The organism is Ectothiorhodospiraceae bacterium 2226 (genome assembly GCA_013348725.1).
Classification (GTDB): Bacteria; Pseudomonadota; Gammaproteobacteria.
Genome location: CP054689.1, coordinates 2,222,006 through 2,247,370, shown reverse-complemented (window position 1 = coordinate 2,247,370; position 25,365 = coordinate 2,222,006). Strand labels below are relative to the sequence as shown.

Sequence of the window (25,365 nt, the reverse complement as noted above, 5' to 3'; positions counted from 1 at the left end):
GCGCGCCTCAGGCGAGAGACGCCGTGCCCGAAGCGCCACGTCGGGCACGGCGGCGATGTGCTACGGCTCGCGGGTCAGCAGGCCCAGCGGGAATGCGCGCAGCAGTTCCGCGACCGCGACCGGCTCACCGTCGGCGACATAGCTGCCGCCGCCGAGACGGTCGTGATAACGCCCCGGCGGCAGCGCGACCGTGGTCGTGCCCCAGGCCGTCTCGCCCAGCGGCAGCGTCTCGTCCGGCGCGAGCGTCGCGTAGAGACGCGGCACCAGCACCACCAACAGCGCCTCGTCCAACGCCCGCGCGAACGCGCACAGGTGCGCGGCGCGCTCGCCCGCCACCTCCAAGGCCTCGTAGTTCCCCTGCTGGAACAAGTCGGGGTGCGCGCGCCGCGCGTGCAGGGCCCGCCACGTCACATACAACTTCGGCACGCCGCTCGCCATGTCATCGAGCAAGGCGCGCGCGTCGACGCCGGCCGCCTCGCCCTGCTGCAGCCGCTCGAGCAGCCCGCGCCGCCGTTCATAGTCCACGGGGCGGCGGTTGTCCGGATCGACCAGGCTGAAGTCCCAGATCTCGTTGCCCTGATAGATGTCGGGCACGCCGGGCACGGTCAGTTTCAGCAGGGTCTGTGACAGGCTGTTGTACATCCCCAGTCGCGCCACGCGCCGCGCAAACGGCAGGAAATCGGCAAAGAACGGCGCCTGCTCGCGGTGCGCAAACAGCGCGCGGATGAACTCCAGCATGGCGTGCTCGTATGCGGCGTTCACGCGGATCCAGCTGGTGTTCACCTTGGCCTCGCGCAACGCCTTGATCATGTACTGCTCGACGCGCTCGCGGAACCTCTCCCAGGCCGCCGCGTCCCAGGGCGCCAGATCACCGTCCAGGGCCAGCCCCTCCAGCGGCCACGCGCCGATCAAGGTCTGATACAGCAGGTACTCGTCGTTGCGCGTGGGCGCCATGACGCCGGCGACCTCGCGGCGCCGGCGCCGGTTGAGCTTGCCCCAGCGCACCACGTGCTCGCGCCACGGCTCGTGCAGCTCGCTCAGCACATTGAGCCGCGCGCGCACGTCCTCGCTGCGCTTGGTGTCGTGGGTGGAACTGCTCAGCATGCCGGAGGGCCAGCGCTTGGCGCGCTCGAGATTGGCGTGGTGGAAGGCCGCCGGCGAGACGCCGAAGCGGCGCGGATCGCCGCCCACCTCGTTGAGCGACAGCAGACGGTTGTAGATGTAGAAGCTGGTGTCCTCCAGCCCCTTGGCCATCACCGGCGCGCTGTACTGCTGGAAGCGCATGGCGAAATCCACCACCGCGGCGCGGTACTCGGGCGTGCGCCCGTCCAAGCCCTCGCACAGCAACACGGCGCGCAGGAAGTCGAAGATTTGATCGTCGACGTTGGCGCGCTTGCGCGCCTGCGAAATGGCCCAGTCGACGTAACGGCGGTCCTCCTCCGCGACGTGCTCGCCCGTGACGTAGGTGCGATACACCGGGAAACAGGCGACCACCTCCGACAGCGCCTCGCGCAGGCCGTTCTGGGTGAAGTCGCGCGTATAGCGGTCGGCCTCGGAAATCTGGTCGAGGCGGTTGGTGAGCACGGTGAGCTCGCTGGACAATACGCGCTGGGCGATGAACTTCTTGCGCTCGTAGAGCAGCTCGTCGAAGCGCTTGCGCTCGCCGGTAAAGCGCTCGTAGAACCGGGTCAGCGGCCGCTCGGCGGCCGAATCGACGAACAGCCCGTTGACCAGATTGGTGAAGTCGTAGCCGGTGGTGCCGTGCACCGGCCAGTCCTCGGGCAGGTGCTCGTACACGGCCAGAATCTTCTCGGCCACCACATACAGGCCCAGCGGGTGCTCGCCGACCGCCGCCTGCAGATCGCGATAGTAACGCGCCGGGTCGAAGAGGCCGTCGGGGTGATCGATGCGCAGCCCGTGCAGCATGCCCTCGCGCACCATGGACAGGATGCGCCGATGGGTCGCCTCGAACACCTCGCGCCGCTCCATGCGCAGCCCGGCCAGATCATTGATGTCGAAGAAGCGGCGGTAGTTGATCTCGTCGGAGGCGACCTGCCAATGCGCCAGTCGATAGGCCTGCGCCTCCAACAGCTCGTGCAGCAGACCATAACGCTCGGCGCCGTCGTCCGACTCCGCCACCTCGCCATTGAAGCGGGCGGTGACCTCCTCCACATAGGCGCGGATCTCCGGCGCCGTCTCGCACAATGCCGCCAGGCGCCGTTTGTGGATCTCCTTGTCGCGCCGACGCTCCTCCAACTCGCTCGGGTCCGAGCGCCAGCGCTCGGGCAAGTGCTCGAAGGCCGCCACCAGACTGTCGAACTCCAGCAACCGCGGGTGCTCGCGCCCGAGCCGCTCGGCCAGCTGCTCGTGGCGCAGGCGCAGGACGCGCGGGTAGCTGTGCGGGTCGACCGGGAAGTGGTGCTCGTAGTACTCGACCCGGAAGGCGCCGCGCTCGGCGTCGAACACCAGCTTGAGTTGGCCACTGTCGAGCAGCGCGCCGTAGGGCTCGCCCAGCACCGGCAGCAGGACCTTACCGCGTAGGGCGTCCTTGACCGGCCGCCAGTCGATATCGAAGAAGGCGGCATATTGCGAGGCTTGGCCGTTCTCCAGCACGTCCAGCCACCAGCCGTTGTCGTTGCCACCCACCCCCATGTGATTGGGCACGATATCGAGGATCTGCCCCATGCCGTGCGCCGCCAGCGCCTGAACCAGCGCCGCGAAGTCCGCCTCGCTGCCGATCTGCGGGTTGAGCGCGTTGTGGTCGACGATGTCGTAGCCGTGCAGGCTGCCCGCCCGCGCCCGTAGATACGGCGAGGCATAGAAGTGGCTGACGCCGAGGGCGTGCAGGTAGGGCACCAGCGCCTCGACGTCGCGGAAGGTGAACTCCCGGTGCAGTTGGATACGATAGGTCGCGCGCGGGACGCGCGCGCCTTGCCGGTGCAGCTCGCTCACGACGCCACCGCCGACTGCAACAGCCAGATCGCCGACCACGGCGGCAGCTCGCCACCGTCCAGACGCTCCACCAGCCCGCCGTCGCTTTGGTAGACCACCTTGCCGGCCGGGCGCGTCACATCCCGCACGGCCTCGGCACTCAGGTTGGCCAGCAGGGTCCAGCGACTGCCGTCGCCCAGCGTCCATGCTGCCTGCAGGCGCCCGCCCGGCCCGGTCTGCGTGGCCTCGGGCTCGGCGCGGGCGCCGCTCAGGCGGGGCATGAGCATCCGATGTCGCAAGGCGAGCAGGCGTTGGTGCAGTGCCAACCACTCGCGATGGCCCTCGCGCTCGACTTCCTGCCAGTCGAGCACGGCGTGGGTGAAGGTCTCCGGCGCACTGGGGTCGGGAATGCGCTCCAGCGCCGCCGGATCGCGGAACCGTTCGAAGCCGGCGAATTCCTCGCGCCGGCCGCGGGTGACCGCGTCGGCGAGCTCCGGTCCGAAGTCACAGAAGAACGGAAACGGCTTGGCACTGCCCCACTCCTGCCCCATGAACAGCATGGGGGGCGCGGGGGCGAGCAGGAACACGGCGGTGACCGCGCGCACCGCCACGGGGCGCGCAATGTGGGTGAGCCGGTCGCCGAACGGGCGGTTGCCCACCTGGTCGTGGTTCTGGATGAAGCTCACGAAGGCGCCCGGCGGCAGCTCGGCGCTCGGCTCACCGCGCCGCTCGCCGTCGCGGTAGGGAGAGGGCTCGCCCTGATAGGCGAAGCCTTCGCTCAGGCAGCGCGCGAGGTGCGCGAGCGCGTCGGGAGCGTAATCGGCGTAGTAGCCGTCGCGCTCACCGGTCGCCAGGCAGTGCAGCGCATGATGGATGTCGTCGTTCCATTGCGCGGCGTACCACGCCGGGCGTCCGAGCGGATCGCGCGTGAGATAGCGCGCCTGATTCTTGTCGTTCTCCAGCACCAGATGCACCTGGCGGTGCTTGCCCGGCCCGTCGCGCACCGCCTCGGCCAACTCGGTGAGGATGTCCGGCGTGCTGTCGTCCTCGATGGCGTGCACGGCGTCCAGGCGCAGCCCGTCGAAGTGATACTCGTCGAGCCAGTACAGGGCGTTATGGATGAAGAAATCGCGCACGAAGCGGCTGTCCGGGCCGTCGAAATTGATCGCGTCGCCCCACGGCGTCTTGTGCCGGTCGGTGAAGAACGCCTTGGCGTAGGTATGCAGGTAGTTGCCCTCCGGCCCGAAGTGGTTGTACACCACGTCCAGAAACACCATCAGTCCCTTGGCGTGCGCCGTCTGCACCAAATCCTTCAAGTCCTGCGGCGTGCCGTAACGGCTATCGGGCGCGAACGGCAGCACACCGTCGTAGCCCCAGTTGCGCGCACCGGGGAAGTCGGCCACCGGCATCAGCTCCAAGGCGGTGACGCCCAATTCCACCAGGTGGTCGAGGCGGGCCTTCAGCGCCTGGAAAGTACCCTCCGACGTGAAGCTGCCGACATGCACCTCGTAGAACACCGCGTCCTCCCACGGGCGCCCGCGCCAGTCGCCGTCGTGCCACACGAAGGCGGCCGGATCGACCACCACGCTCGGGTCATGCACGTCGCGGGCCTGGGCGCGCGAGGCCGGATCGGGGACCCGCAGGTCGCCGTCGATACGGAAGCGGTACCGGCTGCCGGCGCGCGCCTGGTCGGTGATCAGCACAAACCAGCCGTCGGCGTCGGCGTCCATCGGCAGCACCTGCTCGGGTTCGCCCTCCAGGCACAGGTCGACCCGCTCGGCGCTCGGCGCCCACAGGCGAAAACGCACCCGCCCGTCGGCCTGCAGCTCGGCACCGTAGGGCATGCGATGGCGACGCTCGTAACCACCCTCGGCCGCCAGGGTGCCGCGCTTGATCTGGGCGAGCAACACCAGCGAGCGCGGCTGCAAAGGATAACTCTCGCCCGGAAAGAAGCGCGTGGTGGGCTGCACCGCCGCCTCGTAGTAGGTGTCCAGCACCGCCTGCCACGCCGCGGCACCGGGAATGAAATCAGGAAGGGTGAAAGCTATCTCCTCGTGATGCGCATTGATGAGCAGCAGGAAGTCATCATCCAAGAGCGGGCGCCCGCGCGCGTCGCGTTCCTCCAGGCCCTCGCCCGCGATGAACATGCCGAGGCAACGGGCGAAGGACTCGTGCCACTGCGCCTCGCTCATCTCCTTGCCGTCGGGGTTGAGCCACATCGCGTCCTTGATGCCGCGCTCATCGATGACCCGCCCGCGGAAGAAGTGGCGGCGGCGAAACACATTATGTTCGCGGCGCAGCGCCACCAAGCGCTCCACGAACTCGAGGAAGGCGCGATCCTCCGCATCGAGCTTCCAGTCCACCCAACTGAGCTCGTTGTCCTGGCAGTAGGCATTGTTATTGCCCTGCTGGGTGCGCCCGAGCTCATCGCCGGCGAGCAGCATGGGCACGCCTTGCGAGAGAATTAAGGTGGCGAGCAAATTGCGCTTCTGCCGCGCGCGCAGCGCCCGCACCTGCGGGTCGTTGGTCGGTCCCTCCACGCCGCAGTTCCACGAGCGATTGTGATCCTCACCGTCGCGGTTGTCCTCGAGGTTCGCCGCGTTGTGCTTGTCGTTGTAGCTGACCAGGTCGTGCAGCGTGAAGCCGTCATGGGCGGTGAGGAAGTTGATACTCGCGTGCGGGCGCCGACCGTTGGTCTCGTATAGATCGCTGGAGCCGGTAAGGCGGTAGGCAAGGTCGCCGATCAGGCCACCCTCGCCCTTCCAATAGGCGCGCACCGCGTCGCGGTATTTACCGTTCCATTCTGTCCAGCCGACCGGGAAGTTGCCCACCTGATAGCCGCCCTCGCCAAGATCCCAGGGCTCGGCGATGAGCTTGACCTGCGACAGCACGGGATCCTGATGGATGATGTCGAAGAACGCCCCCAAGCGGTCCACCTCGTGCAACTCGCGCGCGAGCGCCGAGGCGAGGTCGAAGCGAAAGCCGTCCACGTGCATCTCCAGCACCCAATAGCGCAGCGAGTCCATGATCAGCTGCAGCACGCGCGGATGCATCATGTTGAGGGTGTTGCCGCAGCCGGTGTAGTCCATGTAATAGCGCTCGTCGCCGGGCACCAGGCGGTAGTACGCCTTATTGTCGATGCCTCGGAACGACAAGGTGGGCCCCAAGTGGTTGCCCTCGGCGGTGTGGTTGTACACCACGTCCAGAATCACCTCGATGCCGGCCGAGTGCAGCGTCTTGACCATGGTCTTGAACTCGGCGATGTCCCCGCCGCTCAAATAGCGATGTTCGGGCGCGAAGAATCCGATGGAGTTGTAACCCCAGTAGTTGCGCAAACCCTTCTCGACCAAGTGGCGGTCGTCGACGAACGCGTGCACCGGTAGCAGCTCCACCGCCGTGACCCCCAGGCGTTGCAGGTGGTCGATGACCGGCGCGGTGGCCAGACCCGCGTAGGTGCCGCGCAACTCGGGCGATACCTCCGGGTGCAACTCCGTGAAGCCCTTCACGTGCAACTCGTATATGACGGTGTCGTGCCAGGGCGTATTCAACCGCCGGTCGTCACCCCAGGTAAAAGCTTGGTCGACCACGCGACACTTGGGCATGCCCGCGGCGCTGTTGCGCCGGTCGAAAGACAGGTCCGCGCGCCGGTCGCCGAGCCGGTAGCCGAAGTGCGCGTCGCTCCAGCGCATGGTGCCTTCGATGGCGCGCGCATACGGGTCGAGCAGCAGCTTGTTCGAATTGAAACGGTGCCCCTCCTCCGGCTTGTAGGGGCCGTATACGCGGTAACCGTACAACAGGCCCGGGCGCGCCTCGGGCAAGTAGCAGTGCCACACCAGGTCGGTCTGCTCGCGCAACCTGATGGTTTCGATCTCGCGCCGCCCGCGCGCGTCGAACAGGCACAGATCCACCCGTTCGGCGTGTTCGGAGAACAGGGCGAAGTTGACGCCCTCACCATCCCAGACCGCGCCCAGGGGATACGGGCGGCCGGACCAGACCGCACTCGGTCGATTCATATACTCTCCATGTGGCGTCGTTCTTATGGTGCGCGGCTTAGTCGAGTTCGATGCGGTCCTTCGCCCCATGCTGCAAGCCCACCATGAGCGTGAGGTACTCGCGCAGTTGGCGGGTGAGCAGGAAGTTTTCGCGCACGAACTCGCGCGCCTTGGCGCCCATTTCCTGCAACTTCTCGGGATGACGTAGGAAATAGCGCGTGCGCAGCGCGGCCCCTTCGGGCGTGTTGACCAGGAAGCCGGTGTGGTGATTGATCACCTGCAGGCGGATGCCGCCGGTGTCGCCCGCGATGACCGGCTTGCCCTTCCACATCGCCTCGGTCACGGTCAGGCCGAAGCCCTCCTTGAGCGACTTCTGCAACAAGATATCACCCGCCCGCTGCAGGGCGTTGATGGTGCGATGCGCATCGGGCGGCAGCAGCAGCAGATGCACGTCCTCGTCGTCGCCGGTGGCGGCGCGCACCTCTTCGAGCACCGCCTCGCCCTCGGGGTCGTCGGAGGCGCCGCCGCCGGCGAGCACCAATTGCAGATGCGGGGTGAAGCGCTTGGCAAGCCGGTAGGCCTGCACCACGCCGACCGGGTCTTTGAAGCGGTCGAAGCGGGAGATCTGCACCATTACCGGCTCGCCCTCGCGCAGGTTGAAGCGCGAGAACACCGCGCGCACCTCGTCCTCCGGCAGCTCCATGTTTTTCTCGCTGAGCGGATCAATGCTCGGCGGGATGAGGTACTGCGGATGCGGTAGCGACTGGGCAAAGCCCGCCAAGGAGAACACGCTGGCGTCGTAGTTCTGCAGCCACTGGCGCAAATAACGCCACACGGGGCGATAGGGGTGGCTCGCGTCGATGTGGCAGCGCCAGATCCACTTGCCGCGCCGGCTCGGGCAGAGTTCGAGCAGCGGTGCCGGTTGCGGGTCGTGGATGAACACCACGTCCGCCTCCTCGAGCACCGGACGCAAACGCTCGGCGTTCTGCTCATTGGTCTCCTCGAACGCCTTCAGCATCGACTCCGTAAGGTTCACGGGGTTGCCTTGCAGCCCGTTATGGAAGCTCTTGGTGGTGTGGTAGAACTCACCGGCCCCCGAGATCACCTCCCAGCGCGTGTCCATGCCCAGTTCCGCCATGAGCGGGACGAGCTTATCCAGGATCTCGGCCACCCCGCCGCCCACGCGCGTGGAGTTGATGTGCACCACCTTCATCCCGCGCAGCGGTTCGGAGAGCTGACGTAGGTGATCGATGACGTCTTCGCCCGCGACGCGGGCATAGGCCTCGAGCATCGTGGTCATGACGCGGCCTCGCCGAAGTAGTCGCCAAACACCGCACTCAGCTGGCGACGCAGATTGGTCAGCGTGATGAAGAACGGATCGATGTCGGCCAGGCGATCGCACAATTCGCTATACGGCTCGCCGTAGGAGCACAGCCAGGCGCGAAAATCGTCCAGCCCTTCCGAGGAGCGCCGGCGCGCATCAATGAAGTGGTAGAAGATGCTGCTGGTGGACATCTGCGCCACGCCCGCCGGCAAGTCCTCGGGGCACTCCAGCGTGCGCCGGGTGTTGAACACCACGATCTGCGAGTGGATGAACTCGAACTGCTGGTCGGTGCGCGTCCACGGCAGGTACTCGCTCTCGTCGATGCGCTCCTCGATGATGTCGATCAGCTCCTGGCGCAGTGACTCGAGACCGGTGTAGGCGCTCGGGTCGATCACCGCCAGGCGCTCCGACAGCGGGAAGTCGTGCAGGGCGTTTCTCGCCCAGATGGCGAAGTCGTTGTTGAACTCGCGCTCCTCGAACCCCGTCTCCAACAGGCCGCCCCAGAAGTGGTAATAGATGCTCGCCGGATTGATGGTCAGTAGATGGTCGCGCAGTTCCTTGAGGTTCTGTGCGCGCTTGCCCGTGGCGATCGCGATGAGGGCACAGTCCCGGATCGCAAAGGGGTGACGCCCGCGCGCGCGCGTGCCGCCGGTGGGCGTTGCCGAGCCCTGCTCCATGCTGGTCTCCGTGGTTGTATGTCGTTGGCGTTACAGGCTTTAGAGTCTAGTCGAGCAGCCCTTGATCGCAACGTGACACGGCCGGCGCCTGGCCTGCTGGAACGCATTGGCCATACTGGACAAAGGCAAGGAGCAGCAGCAGGAGGGCGCTCATGGACGAGCACGCGCAGCATCGGCACGACCAGCACCACAGCGTCCTGTGGGCTCAGTGGCTGGTCATCGGGCTCGGCGCTTGGCTAGTCAGCAGTCCTGCCATCTTGGGCTACGGCTTCGGTCCCGTGGTCGATCCGGAGGTCGCGCGCGTCACCGCCGAGCGCGGCCTGCCCGACCCCGAACTGCGCAACCGGCTGATGGCCTGGAGCGACTTCGCAAGCGGGCTCTTGATCATGATCTTCGGCGCGCTCGCGCTGTCGCAGCGTCACGCGTGGGCGCCTTGGGCCAATACCGGCGTCGCGCTGTGGCTGCTGCTCGCGCCCATGGTGTTCTGGGTGCCGAGCGCCGCGGCCTACGCGAACACCACTCTGGTGGCGGCGCTGGTGATCGGGTTCTCGATCCTACTGCCGATGATGCCCGGCATGCGCCACGAGGCAATGATGCAGGGGCCGGACGTCCCCCCCGGCTGGACCTACTGCCCCTCCACTTACCTGCAGCAGCTGCCCATCATCGCGCTCGTTCTGATCGGCTTTCTGCTCGCGCGCCATCTCGCCGCCTATTAACTGGGGCACATGCCGTTTGTGTGGGAGGAGCGCCAGGCACCGGCGCGCAACTCGGCAGCGTGTTCGCGGGTTCGCTGCTGATCGGACTGAGCCTGCCCAAAGGTGCGGTGCGCCAGGGCTACGGGGGTTTCGAACGCTATATCCGCGTCGTTTCCGAGGGGGACCGACAAAAAAAAGGCGGGCCGAAGCCCGCCTTTCGATACTGCCTGAGGTCGCTACGCTTACGCGGCGGCCTGCACCTTCGGGTCCATCTTGCCGGACGCGTAGGCCTTCATCATTTCCTCGAGGCCGACCGCCTTGATCTTGGAGCCCATGCCGGCGCAGCCGAAGGCCTCGTAGCGGGCCTTGCAGATCTCCATCATGGCCTTGGTGGAGGCCTTCAGGAACTTGCGCGGATCGAACTCCTTGGGGTTCTCGGCCAGGAACTTGCGCACCGCGCCGGTGGAGGCCATACGCAGGTCGGTGTCGATGTTGACCTTGCGCACGCCGTGCTTGATGCCTTCCTGGATCTCTTCGACCGGCACGCCGTAGGTCTGGCCCATGTCGCCGCCGTAGTTGTTGATGATCTCCAGCCACTCCTGCGGCACCGAGGAGGAGCCGTGCATCACCAGATGGGTGTTGGGGATGCGGGCATGGATCTCCTTGATACGCTGGATCGCCAGGATGTCGCCGGTGGGCGGACGGGTGAACTTGTACGCGCCGTGGCTGGTGCCGATGGCGATCGCCAGGGCGTCCACGCCGGTCTTGGCCACGAAGTCGGCGGCCTCGTTGGGATCGGTCAGCAGCTGGTCGTGCGACAGCTTGCCCTCGGCGCCGGAGCCGTCCTCTTCACCGGCCATGCCGGTCTCGAGCGAACCCAGGCAACCCAGCTCGCCTTCCACGGACACGCCGCCGGCGTGCGCCATCTCGACCACCCTGCGGGTCACCTCGACGTTGTACTCGTAGGTGGACGGAGTCTTCATGTCGGGCATCAGGGAGCCGTCCATCATCACGGAGGTGAAGCCGCTCTGGATGGAGCGCAGACACACGCCCGGGTCGCCGCCGTGGTCCTGGTGCAGCACGATCGGCACGTCCGGATACATCTCGGCGGCGGCCACGATCATGTGGCGCAGGAACGGCTCGCCCGCATAGGAGCGCGCGCCGGCCGAGGCCTGGATGATGGCGGGTGAATCGACCGCCGCGGCGGCCTGCATGATGGCGTGCACCTGTTCCATGTTGTTGGCGTTGTATGCCGGCATGCCGTAGCCATGCTCAGCAGCATGGTCCAGCAGCTGTCGCAGCGTAATCAGGGCCATGATGGACCTCCTCGTCTAAGTTTCAGGTTATTGACTCGAATGCCGGAAGCCGCCCGGGGGCGGCTCCCTCCACGCTATACGCGGTTCCTACCAAACGGATTCGCTGCGCGCTGCGGCCACTGCCGCGCGCGCGGCGGCGGTGCTCAGACGTTGACCACGTCCTCGCTGCCGCCCGGCTGCAGCAACTCGCCGACCTTGACGATCTTCATCGCATTAGTGCCCCCGCGCTGGCCGATCAGGTCGCCCTTGGTGATGATGACCAGATCCCCGTCGCGCACGGCACCGCGCCGCAGCAGCTCGTCCACCGCATCCTTGTTCACTGTAGCATGGTCGGTGCTGACGCTTTCGAAGCTCACCGGGTACACGCCCCGGTACAGCGTCACGCGCCGGCGCGTCTCCACATGGCGGGTGAGCGCGTAGATCGGAATGCCCGAGGTAATGCGCGACATCCACAGCGGCGTGGAGCCCGACTCGGTCAGCGAGATAATGGCCTTCACGCCCAGGTGATTCGCCGTGTACATCGTGGCCATCGCAATGGCCTCGTCGATGTACTTGAAGCAGGTGTTGATGCGGTGTTCGGACACCGTCACCATGCGCTGCTTCTCCGCCTCGCGGCACACGCGGTCCATGGCGCCGATGGCGCGGTCCGGATAGCGCCCGGTGGCGGTCTCGGCCGACAGCATCACCGCGTCCGTGCCGTCCAGCACCGCGTTGGCCACGTCGAACACCTCGGCGCGGGTCGGGATCGGTTTGGTGATCATCGACTCCATCATCTGAGTCGCGGTGATCGCCACGCGGTTCATGGTGCGCGCCATGCTGATCAGGTTCTTCTGGACCGGCGGCAGCGCCGCGTCACCGATCTCGACGCCCAGGTCCCCGCGCGCCACCATGATGGCGTCGGCCGCCTCGATGATGGACTCGGCCGCCTCCACCGCCTCGGCGCGCTCGATTTTGGCGACGATGCCGCCCTTGAAGCCGGCGGCCTGAAGCAGGGCCCGCGCCTCGTGGATATCCTCCGCGCTGCGCGGAAAAGACACCGCGACATAGTCGGCCTGCATCTTGGCGGCCGTCTTGATGTCCTCACGGTCCTTCTGGGTCAGGGCCGCCGCCGACAGGCCGCCGCCCAGGCGGTTGATGCCCTTACGGTCGGACAGGCGCCCGCCCTGCACCACCCGGCAGATCACCTCGGGGCCGCTGACCTCGTCCACCCACAGCACGATGCCGCCGTCGTCCAGCAGCAGCGTATCGCCCCGCCGCACGTCGTTGGGCAATTCCTTGTAGGCCATGCCGACGCGCTCTTTGTCACCGGCGTCGGGGGCGCAGCTCGCATCGAGGATGAAGGTCTCGCCCTCGACGAGTTCAACCGGGCCGTCGCGAAACTGCTCGATGCGAATCTTCGGCCCCTGCAGATCGGCCAGCACACCGACTTGGCGGCCGTGCGCGCGGGCGCGGTTGCGCACCCGCTCGGCGCGCTCGATGTGCTGTTCGGCGGTGCCGTGCGAGAAATTGACCCGCACGACGTCCACCCCTGCCTCAATGATCTTATCGAGCATCTTGGGCTCGTCGGTGGCAGGCCCGAGTGTGGCGATGATCTTGGTTCGTCTCAACAAAGGAGCTGTTCCTCAAACGTACGGAATCGGCCATGGGGGCCGCGCCGCGCCGGCGCCCATGCGCCGGCGATGGATCCCGGATGCGCGCCGGAGCGCCCCGACCTCCGTGTCCGCATCCACCTGCCTCGCCCATGGCGGCGCGCCGACGCGCGCCCCGCCTCAGGCGGGTGGCACAGCGCGAAAAGAACGTCCATGTCGTCCGCCGCAGCCACCTAGTCTACTACCTGCGCGGCGGCCGCGAATCAGCCGGCCGCACGCTCCTCCAGAATCGCCACCGCGGGCAGCTTCTTGCCCTCCAGGAACTCCAGGAAGGCGCCGCCGCCGGTGGAGATGTAGGAGATCTTGTCGCCCACCTTATATTTGGCCACCGCCGCCAGGGTGTCGCCGCCGCCCGCGATCGAGAAGGCGCTGCTCTCGGCAATGGCCTTGGCCATTGCCTCGGTGCCCTTGCCGAACTGGTCGAACTCGAACACGCCGACCGGGCCGTTCCACACGATGGTACCCGCGCTCTTGAGGATCTCCGCGAACTCGGCGGAGGTCTTGGGACCGACGTCGAAGATCATGTCATCGTCCGCCACCTGCGCCACGTCCTTCAGCTCGGCCTTGGCCGCTTCGGAGAATTCCTTGCCGGTCACCACGTCCACCGGTACCGGGATGTCGCCGCCGCGCCCCTTGGCCGCCGCCGACAGGCGCTTGGCCTCATCGACCAGATCGGCCTCGTATAGCGACTTCCCGACCGGATGGCCGGCCGCGGCGATGAAGGTGTTGGCGATACCGCCGCCCACGATGAGCTGATCCACCACCTTGGACAGCGACTCCAGCACGGTCAGCTTGGTGGACACCTTGGAGCCGCCGACGATAGCGACCATTGGGCGCTTGGGGTTGTCCAGGGCCTTGCCCAACGCATCCAGTTCGGCCGCCAGCAACGGGCCGGCGCAGGCCACCGGCGCGTACTTGGCCACGCCGTGGGTGGAGGCCTGGGCGCGGTGCGCGGTGCCGAAGGCGTCCATCACGTACACGTCGCACAGCCCCGCCATCTTCTTGGCCAGGTCGTCGTCGTTCTTCTTCTCGCCCTGGTTGAAGCGCACGTTCTCGCAGATCACGACTTCGCCGTCGGCCAGGTCCACGCCGTCCAGCCAATCCTTCACGAGGCGCACCTCGCGCCCGAGCAGGCCGGACAAATGCGCGGCCACCGGCGCCAGCGAGTACTTCTCCTCGTACACGCCTTCCTCGGGGCGCCCCAGGTGCGACATCAGCATCACCCGCGCGCCGGCCTTCATCGCCGCCTCGATGGTCGGCATGGAGGCACGAATGCGGGTGTCGTCGGCGACCTTGCCGTCCTTGAGCGGGACGTTCAGGTCCTCGCGGATCAGGACGCGCTTACCGGCCAGGTCGAGGTCGGTCATCTTGATTACGGACATCGAAGTCTCCCTTGTACTTTCTGAAGAGGGTCTACGGGAACGGGACGCTCGCGTAGAACCTCTCGACAGGCGAAACGCGCCGCCCGGCGAACCGGGCGGCGGCGATCACGACTTACTTGGCGTTCATCAGCGCCACGGTGGTGTCCAACATACGGTTGGAGAAGCCCCACTCGTTGTCGTACCAGGACAGCACCTTGACCAGGTTGCCTTCCATCACCTTGGTCAGCGAAGACTCGTAGGTGCTGGAGGCGGGGTCGTGGTTGAAGTCGATGGAGACCAGCGGCTTGTCGTTATAGGCCAGGATGCCCTTCAACGGACCGTTGGCGGCGTCCTTCATCAGCTGGTCGATCTCCTCCTTGGAGGTCGCGCGCTTGGCCACGAAGGTCAGATCCACCAACGAGACGTTGATGGTCGGCACGCGCACCGCGAAACCGTCCAGCTTGCCGTTCAGCTCGGGCAGCACCAGGCCGACCGCGGCGGCGGCGCCGGTCTTGGTCGGGATCATGGACATGGTGGCGGAGCGGGCGCGGCGCAGGTCGCTGTGGAACACGTCCGTCAGCACCTGGTCGTTGGTGTAGGAGTGCACCGTGGTCATCAGGCCGTGCTCGATGCCGATGGCGTCGTTCAGGGGCTTGACCAGCGGGGCCAGACAGTTGGTGGTGCAGGAGGCGTTGGAGATGACGGTGTCGCTCGCCTTCAGCGTGTCGTGGTTCACGCCGTACACGATGGTGGCGTCCACGTCCTTGCCGCCGGGGGCGGAGATGATCACCTTCTTGGCGCCGCCGGCCAGGTGCGCGGAGGCCTTGTCCTTGCTGGTGAAGAAACCGGTGCACTCGTGCACCACGTCCACACCCAGTTCGCCCCAGGGCAGCTTGGAGGGATCGCGCTGCGCCAGCACGCGGATCTTGTCGCCGTTGACGATCATGTAATCGCCTTCCACGGAGACCGTACCGTTGAACTTGCCGTGCACCGTATCGTACTGGGTCAGGTGCGCGTTGGTGTTGGCGTCACCCAGGTCGTTGATGGCCACGATCTGGATGTCCTTGTTGCGACCGCTCTCATACAGCGCGCGCAGCACGTTGCGGCCGATGCGGCCATAGCCGTTAATCGCTACTTTGATCGCCATTTATGCTCTCCACAGCAGTTGAAAAACCGGCGGGGCCGGAGCGTCACGGAGACGTCCGGCCCCTCAAAAACTACTTCAGCACCTCACGCACCGCGTTGGCGACATTGTCCACCGTAAAGCCGAAGTGCTTGAACAGGTCACCCGCGGGCGCGGATTCGCCGAAGGTATCGATACCGACCACGCGACCCTCAAGGCCCACGTAGCGCGCCCAATAGGCGGTCACGCCGGCCTCGACCGCGACGCGCGGCACGCCGTTCGGCAGCACGCCCTGGCGGTAGCCGTCGTCCTGCGCATCGAACACCTCGCAGCTCGGCATCGAGACCACGCGCACCCGGCGACCCTCGCCGGCCAGCGCCTCGGCCGCGTCCATCGCCAGTCCCACCTCGGAGCCGGTGGCGATCAGCACCGCCTCGGGCGTGCCCTCGCAGTCGCGCAGCACGTAGCCGCCGCGCGCGATCTGCGCGAGCTGCTCGCTGCTCCGCGCCTGGTGCGGCAGATTCTGGCGCGAGAAGATCAGGCAGCTCGGCCCGTCCTTGCGCTCGATGGCCGCGCGCCACGCCACGGCGGACTCCACCGCGTCGCAGGGGCGCCAAACCTTCATGTTCGGGATCAGACGCAGTGTCGCCGTCTGCTCGACCGCCTGGTGGGTGGGGCCGTCCTCGCCCAGACCGATGGAGTCGTGGGTGAACACGAACAGCGAACGCACCTTCATCAGCGCCGCCATACGCAACGCGTTACGCGCGTACTCCGAGAACATCAGGAAGGTGGCGCCGTAGGGAATCAGGCCCCCGTGCAGCGCGATGCCGTTCATCATTGCCGACATGCCGAACTCGCGCACGCCGTAGTAGATATAGTTGCCGTCGGACTCGGTGGCACTGAGCCCCTTGGAGCCGGACCACAGGGTCAGGTTGGAGCCGGCCAGATCGGCCGAGCCGCCGAGCAGTTCGGGCAGCGCCGGGGCGTAGGCCTCGATGGCATTCTGCGAAGCCTTGCGGCTGGCGATGGTGTCGCCCTTCTCCTGGGTCTTCTCGATGTAGGCCTGGGCGTGGTCGGCCCAATTCTCGGGCAGCTCGCCGGCCATGCGGCGCTCGAACTCGGCCGCCAGTTGGGGATGGGCCTGGCGGTAGGCGTCGAACTTCTCCTGCCAATGCTGCTCGGCGGTCTTGCCCTTCTCCTTCGCGTCCCAGCCCGCATAGACGTCGCCCGGGATCTCGAAGGGCGGGTGGTTCCAACCCAGGTTCTCGCGGGTGGCCTTGATCTCATCGTCGCCGAGCGGCGCGCCGTGGCAGTCGTGGCTGCCGCACAGGTTGGGCGCACCGAAGCCGATCACGGTCTTGGTGCAGATCAGCGTCGGCTTGTCGTTGACCGAACGGGCCTCCTGGATGGCCTTCTTGATCGCCTCGGCGTCGTGGCCGTCGACGGCACGCACCACGTGCCAGCCATAGGCCTCGAAGCGCTTGGGGGTGTCATCGGTAAACCAGCCCTCGACGTGGCCGTCGATGGAGATGCCGTTGTCGTCCCAGAAGGCGATCAGCTTGCCGAGGCCCAGCGTGCCGGCCAGCGAGCAGGCCTCGTGGGAGATGCCTTCCATCAGGCAGCCGTCGCCCATGAACACATAGGTGTAGTGGTCGACGATCTTGTGGCCTTCGCGGTTGAAGTGACCGGCGAGCGCCTTCTCGGCGATGGCCATGCCGACCGCATTGGTGATGCCCTGCCCGAGAGGGCCGGTGGTGGTCTCCACGCCCGGCGCGTAACCGTACTCGGGATGCCCGGGGGTCTTGGAGTGCAGCTGACGGAACTGCTTGATCTCGTCCATCGGCAGGTCGTAGCCGGTGAGGTGCAGCAGCGAGTACAGCAGCATGGAACCGTGGCCGTTGGAGAGCACGAAGCGGTCGCGATCCGCCCACTTGGGGTTCTGCGGGTTGTGGCGCAGGAAGTCGTTCCAGAGCACCTCGGCGATATCGGCCATGCCCATGGGGGCGCCGGGGTGCCCCGACTTGGCCTTCTGGACGGCGTCCATGCTGAGCGCACGGATGGCGTTAGCGAGCTCTCTGCGGGATGGCATTGCTGTCTCCTATAAGGTCGAATAACTGCTACTGAAAGACGGCACGCACGCACTACGACCTCGCGCGAGCGGGGCTCCCGTGAGCGCCCGCCTGCGAATCCAGCCAGCATAGGCGATGAGCGCGTCAGATGCCGCGCGTGCGGTGCTTGGAATTCTGTGCATGCCCGAGGGTCTAGTCCGAGCACAAGAATTGACCATTTTCCCCCAGATGCGCCCCCGGGGGCAATAGCGCCGGACGGCGCCGCTCGCGCGCTTGCGCGCGCCCCCATCGTACCCATACACTGACCCTGCCCCCGCACATTCCTTTAATAACGAACGGGAGGTGCACGCATGAAAGCCTCAACGACCCGCCGCGCAGCCCCCTGGCTGCTGGGCCTCGCACTGGCGCTGCTGCTCGCCCCGCACGCCCGGGCCGCCGAATACACCCTCGTCGTGCAGCCCATCCTGCCGCCGGAGCAGACCCGCGCTGCCTTCCAGCCGTTGGCGGACTATCTCAGCGACGTGACCGGCCACACCATCAAGCTCGTCACGGCCCGCAACTTCGTCACCTATTGGGAGACCATGCGCCGCGGCGGCTATGACCTGATACTGGACGCGGCGCATTTCACCGATTTCCGGGTTCACCGCATGGACTACCGGATACTTGCCAAGCAGCCGGATACGGTAACCTTCAGCCTGGTGACCGCCCCGGACGTGCTGGTATTCGACCCCGAAGACCTGATCAACCATACCTTGCTCACCCTGCCCTCGCCCAGCCTGGGTGCCGTGCGCCTGGCCGAGATGTTCCCCAACCCCGTGCGCCAGCCGCGCTTTCTCGATGCCGACGACTCGATCGTTGCCCTCGACCGGCTGCTCAAGGGAGAGGCCGCCGCGGCCATGGTGCCCACACCGCTGATGAACGCCTACCCCATGCTGAACGTGGTCACCACCACCGAACCCGCCCCGCAAGTGGCCCTCTCCGCCGCACCCGGCGTCGACGCGGCCACGCGACAGGCAATCACGGGCGCGCTGCTCGGCGCCGAGCGCACGGCCGCCGGCCGCGCCATGCTTCAGGCAATCAACCTGCCGGGCTTCGAGGCGGCCTCGACGCAGACCTATGACGGCTATCATGAGCTGCTGACCGGCGTCTGGGGCTATTGAGCCGTGAAACGCCGTGCCGCAGCGCACGGCGGTTCGGCTCGATTGTCAAGGCTGGGCCCTGCGTCTAAACTAGCGCGCTCAGTCCCAGGGACCCCCTCTTTCTAAGTTAACCAAGGTAGGCTCATGGCCAACAGGCACCTCTTTACCTCCGAATCCGTTTCCGAAGGGCATCCCGACAAAGTCGCGGATCAGATCTCCGACGCCATTCTCGACGCCCTGTTGGCGCAAGACCCGCGCGCGCGCGTTGCCTGCGAAACGCTGGTAAAGACGGGCATGGTCATTCTGGCGGGCGAGATCAGCACCAGCGCCTGGGTGGATATGCAGGAGGTGGTGCGTGAGACGGTCAAGCGCATCGGCTACAACAGCTCGGAAATGGGCTTCGACTGGGGTTCCTGCGCGGTGCTGACCGCGATCGACAAGCAGTCGCCGGACATCGCCATGGGCGTGGACGAGAGCGAGGAGCACGAGCAGGGCGCCGGCGACCAGGGCCTGATGTTCGGCTATGCCTCGAACGAGACCGACGTGCTGATGCCCGCCCCGATCACTTACGCGCACCGCCTGGTGGAACGCCAGGCCGCGGTGCGCAAGAACGGCACCCTGCCCTGGTTGCGACCCGACGCCAAGAGCCAGGTGACCTTCCGTTACGAAGACGGCAAGCCGGTGGGCATCGACGCGGTGGTACTGTCCACCCAGCACAGTCCGGACATCGAAGGCAAGGTGCTGCAAGAGGCGGTGATGGACGAGATCATCCTGCCCGTGCTGCCCCATGAGTGGCTGGACAAGGACACGCGCTACTACATCAACCCGACCGGGCGCTTCGTGATCGGCGGGCCGGTGGGCGACTGCGGCCTCACCGGCCGCAAGATCATCGTGGACACCTACGGCGGCATGGCGCGCCACGGCGGTGGCGCCTTCTCGGGCAAGGACCCGTCCAAGGTGGACCGCTCGGCCGCCTATGCGGGGCGTTATGTGGCGAAGAACATCGTCGCCGCGGGCCTCGCCGAGCGCTGTGAGGTACAGGTGTCCTACGCCATCGGCGTGGCCGAACCCACCTCCATCAGCGTGGAGACCTTCGGCACCGGCAAGCTGCCCGAAGAGCGCCTGGTCGCCCTGATCCGCGAGCATTTTGACCTGCGCCCGCGCGGCCTGATCGAGATGCTCGACCTGCTGCGTCCGATCTACAGCCCCACCGCTTCCTACGGCCACTTCGGCCGCACGGAGGAAACCTTCACCTGGGAGCGCACCGACAAGGCCGAGGTGCTGCGCGCGGACGCTAAGCTGTAGGGGAACGAATGCCGCCGAGGCGTTCACGTGCGGCGGGCACCCGACCCGCCGCGCATCCCGTCCGCCGGACGATGCTCGGCGCCGCCCGCAGCGGCGACAGACACCGGCACCCGCCCCCGGCGGATGCCAACACCGATTTCCAACAGGGATGGAGCGTAAGGAGAACAGCATGAGCAGCACGCAACCCGTGAAGAATCTCGAACCCGATTACAAGGTCGCCGACATCAACCTGGCCGATTGGGGCCGCAAGGAAGTGACCATCGCCGAGGGCGAGATGCCGGGCCTGATGGCTCTGCGCGAGGAGTACGCCGGCAAGCAGCCGCTCAAGGGCGCGCGCATCGCCGGCTGCCTGCACATGACCATCCAGACCGCGGTGCTCATTGAGACCTTGATCGACCTGGGCGCCGAGGTGCGCTGGTCGTCCTGCAACATCTTCTCCACCCAGGATCAGGCCGCGGCCGCCATGGCCGCCGCGGGCATTCCCGTGTTCGCCTGGAAGGGCGAGACCGAGGAAGAGTTTTGGTGGTGCATCGAGCAGACCATCTTCGGGCCCGACGGCTGGCGCCCGAACATGATCCTGGACGACGGCGGCGACCTCACGCTGCTGATGCACGACAAGTACCCGGAACTGCTGAACGACGTGCGCGGCCTGTCCGAGGAGACCACCACGGGCGTGCACCGTCTGTACGAGATGATGAAGAAGGGCACGCTCAAGGTGCCGGCCTTCAACGTCAACGACTCGGTCACCAAGAGCAAATTCGACAACCTGTACGGCTGCCGCGAGTCGCTGATCGATGGCATCAAGCGCGCCACCGACGTGATGGTGGCGGGTAAGATCTGCGTGGTCGCCGGCTACGGCGACGTCGGCAAGGGCTGCGCGCAGGCCTTCCGCGGCATGGGCGCCACGGTGTGGATCACCGAGATCGACCCCATCTGCGCGCTGCAGGCCGCGATGGAAGGCTACCGCGTGGTGACCATGGACGAGGCCGCGCCGCTGGGCGACATCTTCGTCACCGCCACGGGCAACGTGAAGGTCATCTCGCACGACCACATGGCGCAGATGAAGAACGACGCCATCGTGTGCAACATCGGCCACTTCGACTCCGAGATCGACGTTGCCGCGTTGCGCCAGTACACCTGGGAGAACATCAAGCCGCAGGTCGACCACATCATCTTCCCCGACGGCAAGCGCATCATCCTGCTGGCCGAAGGGCGTCTGGTGAACCTCGGCTGCGCCACCGGTCATCCGAGCTTCGTGATGTCCGCCTCGTTCACCAACCAGGTGATCGCGCAGCTCGAGTTGTGGCAGAACCCCGGCAAGTACGAGAACAAGGTGTACGTGCTGCCCAAGGCCCTCGACGAGCGCGTCGCCAGCCTGCACCTGAAGAAGATCGGCGCCCACCTGACGGCACTCACGCCCGAGCAGGCGGAGTACCTGGGCATCGCGCCGCAGGGCCCGTACAAGCCCGAACATTACCGCTACTGAGACTCACCGGGGGCGCGGCCTCGCGCCCGCCCCCGCTCTCCCGAAGGCCGCCATGAAAAGCCAGCGCCAGCATCCGCGCACCTACAGCTTCGAGTTCTTCCCCCCCAAGACCGAGCAAGGGAAGGAAAAGCTGCGCGCCACGCGCGAGGCGCTCGGTGCCTTACAGCCACGTTACTTCTCGGTGACCTTCGGCGCCGGCGGCAGCACCCAGATCGGCACGCGGGACGCCGTGCTGGAGATTCAGGCAGCCGGCTTTGATGCCGCGCCGCACATCTCCTGCATCGGCTCGACCCGCACGGGCATCGCGCAGATGCTGAACGGCTATCGAGAGGCCGGCATCCGACGCATCGTGGCGCTGCGCGGCGACATGCCCTCCGGGATGGGCATGGGAGCCACGGGCGACTTCCGCTACGCCAACGAACTGGTGGCCTTCATCCGCGAGACCACGGGGGAGCACTTCCACATCGAGGTGGCCGCCTATCCCGAATTCCACCCCCAGGCGCGCAGTGCCCAGGCCGATCTCGAGCACTTCAAGCGCAAGATCGATGCCGGTGCCAACGCCGGCCTCACGCAGTACTTTTACAGCGCCGAAGCCTACTTCCGCTTCATCGAGAGCTGCGAGGCGCTGGGCGTCGACGTCCCGGTGGTACCCGGCATCATGCCGATCACCAACTTCGCCCAGTTGGCGCGTTTCTCCGACGCCTGCGGCGCGGAGATCCCGCGTTGGCTGCGCAAGCGTTTGGAGGGGTTCGGGGACGATACGGCCTCGATCCGCGCCTACGGCCTGGACGTGGTGAGCGAGCTCTGCCAGCGCCTGCTCGACGAGGGCGCGCCGGGCCTGCACTTCTACACCCTGAACCAAGCCGAACCCACGCTCGCCATCTGGCAGCGCCTCGGCCTGCCGGCGGCCTGACACGAAACCCGCGCCGCGCTAGCGCGCGCCCTCACCCAAGGCGCGCAGCCGGCCCAGCCAGCGGGCGGCGCGCGCTGTCGACAGCGCGCCCACGCCCCCGATCAGCGTGACCCGGATCGGCCCGATACCGCAGAACCCCAGGATATTGCGCCGTAGGTATTTCAGCCCGTGGGCGCGGTAGTACCACCGGTACACGAGGGCCGGCATGCCCATGGTGACCACCACCCGGGCGCTGCGACCCTTGAGGAGTTTGCGCGGCAGGTGCCCTGCACGGTAGTCGCCCACGGCGAACCCCGGCCGCAACAGATGCTCCAGGAAGCCTTTGAGCCGCGCCGGCATGGCGCCGAGCCAAAGCGGGTAGACGATCAGCAGGTGGTCTGCCCACTGCACGGTCCGCTGCGCCTCGGCAATACCCGGCGGCGGTGGATCCTCCGTCCATTCACGCTGACTGCGCAGCCATGAAAACTCGAGCGTCGCCACCTCGATCACGCGCACGGCGTGGCCCGCGGCCCCTGCCCCCTCGGCATAGGCGCGGGCCAAGGCGTGGTCGAGATGTCCCCCGGCCGGATCAGGGTGTCCCTGGATGATCACGATGCGCCGACCCATGCGCCTGCCCCGCTGTTCCGCCCGTCTCCCCTAACCATATCAGCGCGCCGCCACACCGCGAGCGCCAGCGAACCCTGTACGGATAGCGCCTACTTGTTATCATGCGCCGCATGTCCAACGACGCCCTCATCAACCGCGACCTGGGCGCGGTATGGCACCCCTGCACCCAGATGAAGGACCACGAGTGGCTGCCGCTGGTGCCGATCCGGCGCGGGCGCGGCGTGTGGCTGGAAGACTTCGAGGGCAAGCGCTACCTCGACGCGATCAGCTCCTGGTGGGTGAACCTGTTCGGGCACACCAACCCGACCATCAACGCCGCCGTGAAGGCACAGCTCGACGAACTCGAGCACGTCATCCTCGCGGGCTTCACGCACGAGCCGGCGGTGCGCCTCGCCGAGCGGCTGGTCGCCCTCACCCCGCCCGGCCTGACGCGCTGCTTCTTCGCAGACAACGGCTCCTCGGCGGTGGAAGTGGCGATCAAGATGAGCTTCCACTACTGGCAGAACGTCGGCCAGCGGCGCAAGCGCAAGTTCATCACGCTCAGCAACAGCTACCACGGCGAGACCCTGGGGGCGCTCGCCGCAGGCGATGTGGCCTTGTACAAGGACACCTACGGCCCGCTGCTGATGGAGGTCATCACCGTCCCCTCGCCCGATTGCTTCCAGCGCAGCGCAGGCGAGAGCTGCGCGGATTACAGCCGCCGCGCGTTCGAGCGCATGGAGCGCACGCTGGCCGAACACGCCGACGAGGCCTGTGCCGTGCTGGTGGAGCCGCTGGTGCAATGCGCCGGCGGCATGCGCATGTACGACCCCGTGTACCTGACGCTGCTGCGCGACGCCTGCGACCGCTACGGCGTCCACTTGATCGCCGACGAAGTGGCGGTGGGCTTCGGCCGCACCGGCACGCTGTTCGCGTGCGAACAGGGTCCCATCTCGCCCGATTTCCTCTGCCTGTCCAAGGGGCTCACCGGCGGCTACCTGCCACTGGCCGTCACGATGGCCAGCGAGGCGATCTACCAGGCCTTCTACGACGACTACAGCACCCTGCGCGCCTTCCTGCACTCCCACAGCTACACCGGCAACCCGCTCGGCTGCGCCGCGGCGCTGGCCACGCTCGACTTGTTCGAGCAGGACGACGTCATTGCGCGCAACCGCGTGCTGGCAGAGCATATGGCGGCGGCCGCCGCGCCGCTGGCCGAGCACCCGCAGGTCGGCGAGGTGCGCCAATGCGGGATGATCCTCGCCATGGAGATGGTCAAGGATCGCGCGAGCGGTCTGCCCTATCCGTGGCAGGAACGCCGCGGCCTGACCGTCTACCGCCACGGTCTCGAGCGCGGCGCACTGCTGCGCCCGCTCGGCAACGTGGTTTACTTCATGCCGCCCTACGTGATCACGCCCGACGAGATCGCCCTGCTGGGTAACATCGCGCGCGAGGGCATCGATCTGGCAACCGCGGACTGATGCGTATCCCGCGTCTCTACCTGCCCCAGGCGCTGCGCGAGGGGGCGCAGCTCGCGCTGGAGGAACGCGCCGCCGGCTATCTGGTGCGGGTGCTGCGCCTGCGCGATGGCGCCGCGCTGCGGGTGTTCGACGGGGCGGGCGCGGAACACACCGCGACCCTGCAAGTGCGGGGTAAGGCCGCGAGCGTGGTGCTCGGCGCAGCGCTGGTCCGCGACGTGGAGTCGCCGTTGCGGGTGCAGTTGGTGCAGGGCATCTCCAAGGGCGAGCGCATGGACTACAGCCTGCAGAAGGCGGTGGAACTCGGCGTCCACCGCATCGTGCCGGTGGAGGCGTCCCGCTCGGTGGTGAACCTGCGCGGCGAGCGCGCCGAGAAGCGTTGGGCACACTGGCGCGGCGTCGTGGTGAGCGCCTGCGAGCAATGCGGACGCGCCCTGGTCCCGGAGGTGCTGCCGCCCCGCCCGCTCGCAGAGTGGTTGGCCGAGGACGACGCGGCGCTGCGTCTGCTACTGGCCCCCGAGGGCGACGGTGCGTTAGCCGACATGGCCCCACCGCACGGTTTGGTGAGCGTATTGATCGGCCCGGAAGGCGGGCTGAGCGAGGCGGAGCGCGAGGCCTGCCGCGCGGCGGGATTTCGCTTCTTGCGGCTGGGACCACGCGTGCTGCGCACCGAAACGGCGGCCGTCGCCGCGCTGGCCGTGCTGCAGGCGCGCTGGGGCGATCTATAGCTCAAGGCCGCACGGCGTCATGCCACGCGACCTGCGAGCCCGCGTCAGCGCCGGCTGGACGGACGGGCGCCGCCCTTGCCCTCCACCTCCAAGGCGGCCGCCTCCAACGCATCGAGGTCCGGCACATGGGTCGGCCGACCGTTCAGTTCGAGGCTGCACAACAGACCGCCTGGGCGCGACGGCTGGCCGCTCGGGCTGATCATCTCGGCGCTCACGACCTGCAGCTGCGGCGTACCCGCCCCGACGATGGCCATGAAAGGCAGCGCCGGATTGCCGTTCAGCGTATTGAGCACCGCGATGCGCCGGCGCGCCTCGGGCGGCGGCACCGGAGCGCTCAGGAAGGCCTCCAGGCTGATCAGCGGCACGTAGATACCGCGCCAGGGAAGCTTGCCGAGCCACCAAGGGGGCGCGCCGGCCATCGGGTGCGCGTCCTGATAGCGGATCACCTCCGCCACGGCCGCGTTGGGCAGCAGGACGCTGAGCTCATAGAGCGGCATCAACACCGCCCGTAGCGCTGCCGTCCCCGTGCGCGAGCGCCGGGAGGCGGCGCCGGTCCCCGCGGCGTGTACGACCCCGTCCGTCATGGGCTCACTC

18 protein-coding genes are annotated in these 25,365 nt (G+C 67.1%); 7 read left to right on the top strand and 11 right to left on the bottom strand.

Translation table 11 applies throughout. The features are described 5' to 3' along the window. Positions 1–60 precede the first annotated feature (60 nt). Genes treY through HUS23_10855 form a run of 4 tightly spaced genes read right to left on the bottom strand, consistent with a single transcriptional unit; the run spans position 61 to position 8,924 of the window. Entirely contained in the window at positions 61–2,943 is a 2,883-nt protein-coding gene (treY, locus tag HUS23_10870) for a malto-oligosyltrehalose synthase (protein QKT05050.1), read from the bottom strand. Between the two features lie 5 nt (positions 2,944–2,948). Then, positions 2,949–6,944: a glycogen debranching protein GlgX gene (gene glgX, locus HUS23_10865; GenBank protein ID QKT04275.1), complete on the bottom strand. Its 3,996-nt coding sequence runs from the start codon at positions 6,942–6,944 to the stop codon at positions 2,949–2,951. Positions 6,945–6,981: 37 nt separating this feature from the next. Beyond that, a complete protein-coding gene (locus tag HUS23_10860) occupies positions 6,982–8,223 on the bottom strand; it encodes a glycosyltransferase (GenBank protein QKT04274.1) in 1,242 nt (413 codons plus the stop codon). Next, positions 8,220–8,924: a hypothetical protein gene (locus tag HUS23_10855; protein ID QKT04273.1), complete on the bottom strand. Its 705-nt coding sequence runs from the start codon at positions 8,922–8,924 to the stop codon at positions 8,220–8,222. The genes HUS23_10860 and HUS23_10855 overlap by 4 nt, the downstream gene beginning before the upstream one ends. A 152-nt stretch (positions 8,925–9,076) precedes the next feature. On the opposite strand from HUS23_10855, the gene HUS23_10850 reads away from it, so the two are divergent. Next, on the top strand, positions 9,077–9,640 hold the full coding sequence (locus HUS23_10850; GenBank protein QKT04272.1) for a hypothetical protein: 564 nt from the start codon (positions 9,077–9,079) through the stop codon (positions 9,638–9,640). A gap of 221 nt (positions 9,641–9,861) precedes the next feature. Here HUS23_10850 and HUS23_10845 read toward each other — a convergent pair whose 3' ends face one another. The 5 genes from HUS23_10845 to tkt form a co-directional block, all read right to left on the bottom strand. Continuing rightward, complete coding sequence (locus tag HUS23_10845) at positions 9,862–10,935, bottom strand: fructose-bisphosphate aldolase class II (protein QKT04271.1); 1,074 nt, start codon at positions 10,933–10,935, stop codon at positions 9,862–9,864. A 143-nt stretch (positions 10,936–11,078) separates the two neighbouring features. Next, the gene (gene pyk, locus HUS23_10840) at positions 11,079–12,545 is read right to left on the bottom strand and encodes a pyruvate kinase (protein QKT04270.1); all 1,467 of its coding nucleotides are present in this window, start codon (positions 12,543–12,545) and stop codon (positions 11,079–11,081) included. 242 nt (positions 12,546–12,787) lie between these two features. Next, entirely contained in the window at positions 12,788–13,966 is a 1,179-nt protein-coding gene (locus HUS23_10835) for a phosphoglycerate kinase (protein QKT04269.1), read from the bottom strand. Positions 13,967–14,078: 112 nt separating this feature from the next. Then, positions 14,079–15,092: a type I glyceraldehyde-3-phosphate dehydrogenase gene (gene gap, locus HUS23_10830; GenBank protein QKT04268.1), complete on the bottom strand. Its 1,014-nt coding sequence runs from the start codon at positions 15,090–15,092 to the stop codon at positions 14,079–14,081. Between the two features lie 70 nt (positions 15,093–15,162). Continuing rightward, complete coding sequence (gene tkt / locus HUS23_10825) at positions 15,163–17,157, bottom strand: transketolase (GenBank protein QKT04267.1); 1,995 nt, start codon at positions 17,155–17,157, stop codon at positions 15,163–15,165. Between the two features lie 330 nt (positions 17,158–17,487). Between tkt and HUS23_10820 the strand changes: the two genes are divergently transcribed. The 4 genes from HUS23_10820 (at position 17,488) to metF (ending at position 21,980) form a co-directional block, all read left to right on the top strand. Next, positions 17,488–18,297: a PhnD/SsuA/transferrin family substrate-binding protein gene (locus tag HUS23_10820; GenBank protein QKT04266.1), complete on the top strand. Its 810-nt coding sequence runs from the start codon at positions 17,488–17,490 to the stop codon at positions 18,295–18,297. Positions 18,298–18,420: 123 nt separating this feature from the next. Continuing rightward, a complete protein-coding gene (locus HUS23_10815; GenBank protein ID QKT04265.1) occupies positions 18,421–19,581 on the top strand; it encodes a methionine adenosyltransferase in 1,161 nt (386 codons plus the stop codon). A gap of 169 nt (positions 19,582–19,750) precedes the next feature. Beyond that, positions 19,751–21,067 (top strand): adenosylhomocysteinase, encoded by a 1,317-nt coding sequence (locus HUS23_10810; GenBank protein ID QKT04264.1) that lies wholly within the window; start codon positions 19,751–19,753, stop codon positions 21,065–21,067. Between the two features lie 52 nt (positions 21,068–21,119). Next, on the top strand, positions 21,120–21,980 hold the full coding sequence (metF, locus tag HUS23_10805) for a methylenetetrahydrofolate reductase [NAD(P)H] (GenBank protein QKT04263.1): 861 nt from the start codon (positions 21,120–21,122) through the stop codon (positions 21,978–21,980). Between the two features lie 18 nt (positions 21,981–21,998). Here the strand turns inward: metF and HUS23_10800 are convergent, their stop codons facing one another. Beyond that, entirely contained in the window at positions 21,999–22,586 is a 588-nt protein-coding gene (locus HUS23_10800) for an NAD(P)H-dependent oxidoreductase (protein QKT04262.1), read from the bottom strand. 110 nt (positions 22,587–22,696) lie between these two features. Here HUS23_10800 and HUS23_10795 point away from each other — a divergent pair, with 110 nt between their 5' ends. Beyond that, positions 22,697–24,046 (top strand): adenosylmethionine--8-amino-7-oxononanoate transaminase, encoded by a 1,350-nt coding sequence (locus tag HUS23_10795; protein ID QKT04261.1) that lies wholly within the window; start codon positions 22,697–22,699, stop codon positions 24,044–24,046. After that, positions 24,046–24,771 (top strand): 16S rRNA (uracil(1498)-N(3))-methyltransferase, encoded by a 726-nt coding sequence (locus HUS23_10790; GenBank protein QKT04260.1) that lies wholly within the window; start codon positions 24,046–24,048, stop codon positions 24,769–24,771. Before HUS23_10795 ends, HUS23_10790 begins: the two co-directional genes overlap by 1 nt. Positions 24,772–24,815: 44 nt before the next feature. On the opposite strand, the gene HUS23_10785 is transcribed toward HUS23_10790, so the two are convergent. After that, entirely contained in the window at positions 24,816–25,355 is a 540-nt protein-coding gene (locus HUS23_10785; protein ID QKT04259.1) for a chemotaxis protein CheW, read from the bottom strand. Between the last annotated feature and the right edge of the window lie 10 nt (positions 25,356–25,365).